This window comes from Paenimyroides marinum (assembly GCF_900108395.1).
Lineage (GTDB): Bacteria > Bacteroidota > Bacteroidia > Flavobacteriales > Flavobacteriaceae > Flavobacterium > Flavobacterium marinum.
The window spans coordinates 1-1270 of the sequence record NZ_FNXE01000093.1 but is presented as its reverse complement, the minus strand read 5'-3'; the positions used below and the strand labels follow the sequence as shown (position 1 = coordinate 1270).

General features: G+C 34.4%; 1 protein-coding gene. It reads left to right on the top strand.

Annotation, left to right across the window (positions count from 1 at the left end):
- Window positions 1-154 precede the first annotated feature (154 nt).
- Complete coding sequence (locus tag BLW20_RS14510) at window positions 155-1156, top strand: PDDEXK nuclease domain-containing protein (protein ID WP_091103012.1); 1002 nt, start codon at window positions 155-157, stop codon at window positions 1154-1156.
- Window positions 1157-1270 lie beyond the last annotated feature (114 nt).

The window sequence follows — 1270 nt, the reverse complement described above, 5'->3', positions numbered from 1 at the left end:
TGAATTCCATATTCGCATTTTGAGTATCCATAAAGCTTCGTATTTTAAATATCTGTAAAAGTAATAAAAGTAAACAAAGAAATTTTGACTACAATAACGGAAGATGACGTAATAGAAATTGCTACCTTTACATAATAAACTGAATTACTGTTGAATGTCATTATCCAAACAAAAATATACTGAACTCGTTGACAGCATTGGCTCTACTTTACAAAAAGCAAGGGAAAACGCTGTTAAAGCTGTCAATAATGAACTGGTCAAAGCCAATTGGGAAATCGGTCAATATATCGTAGAGTATGAGCAAGACGGAAAAGAGAAAGCCGAGTATGGAAGTGCCTTATTGACCAACTTGGCAAAAGACTTGAAAATCAAGTATGGTAAAGGTTTTAGTAAAAGTAGTATCTACCTTTGCAGGCAGTTTTACCTCAAATATCCAATTTTCCAGACGGTGTCTGGAAAATTAAGTTGGAGTCATTATGCCGAATTATTAACGGTTTCAGACGATTTGGCAAGAAGTTTCTACGAACAACAATCCGTAAAAGAAAATTGGGGAGCAAGAGAAATGAAACGTCAAATTGATTCTTCATTGTTTCAAAGATTAGCCTTGAGCAAAGATAAAAAAGGCGTTTTAGCTTTATCAGAAATAGGTCAGGAAATAACAACCTCTAAAGACATCATAAAAGACCCTTACGTTTTTGAATTTCTTGAATTGCCAATGGACACTATCGTCAAAGAAAGAGCATTGGAAAAGAAACTCATTGACAATCTGCAACAATTCTTGTTAGAACTTGGTAAAGGTTTTTCTTTCGTTAAACAACAATTCAAAATCACATTAGACAATGAACACAATTTCATCGACCTTATTTTCTATCACCGAATTTTGAAGTGTTTCGTATTGATTGACTTAAAAACAAGAAAAGTAAAACATCAGGACATTGGGCAAATGAATCTTTACCTGAATTACTTCAAAGAAGAAGAAAACACCGAAGGCGACAACGAACCGATAGGAATTATCATAGCGGCAGACAAACACGAATTTACCGTAAAATACGCAACAGGTGGATTGACCAACAAAATTTTTGTTTCGAAATATCAGTTGTATTTGCCCGACCAAAAACAGTTGGAAGATAAAGTAAAAGAAATCATTGAACGATAAAAAAGAAGGGCGACCGCACAACAAGGGTTTTGCAAGAGAGCGGGTTAAGTGTTTTGTATGAAACTTTTTGCTAAATTTGTAGTTCGGTTCTTCGTATCAAGTTCAGTGCTAAAA

Excerpts from the sequence above, each read along its gene's own strand:
- BLW20_RS14510 (WP_091103012.1), top strand. The coding sequence starts at position 155 with ATGTCATTATCCAAACAAAAATATACTGAACTCGTTGACAGCATTGGC.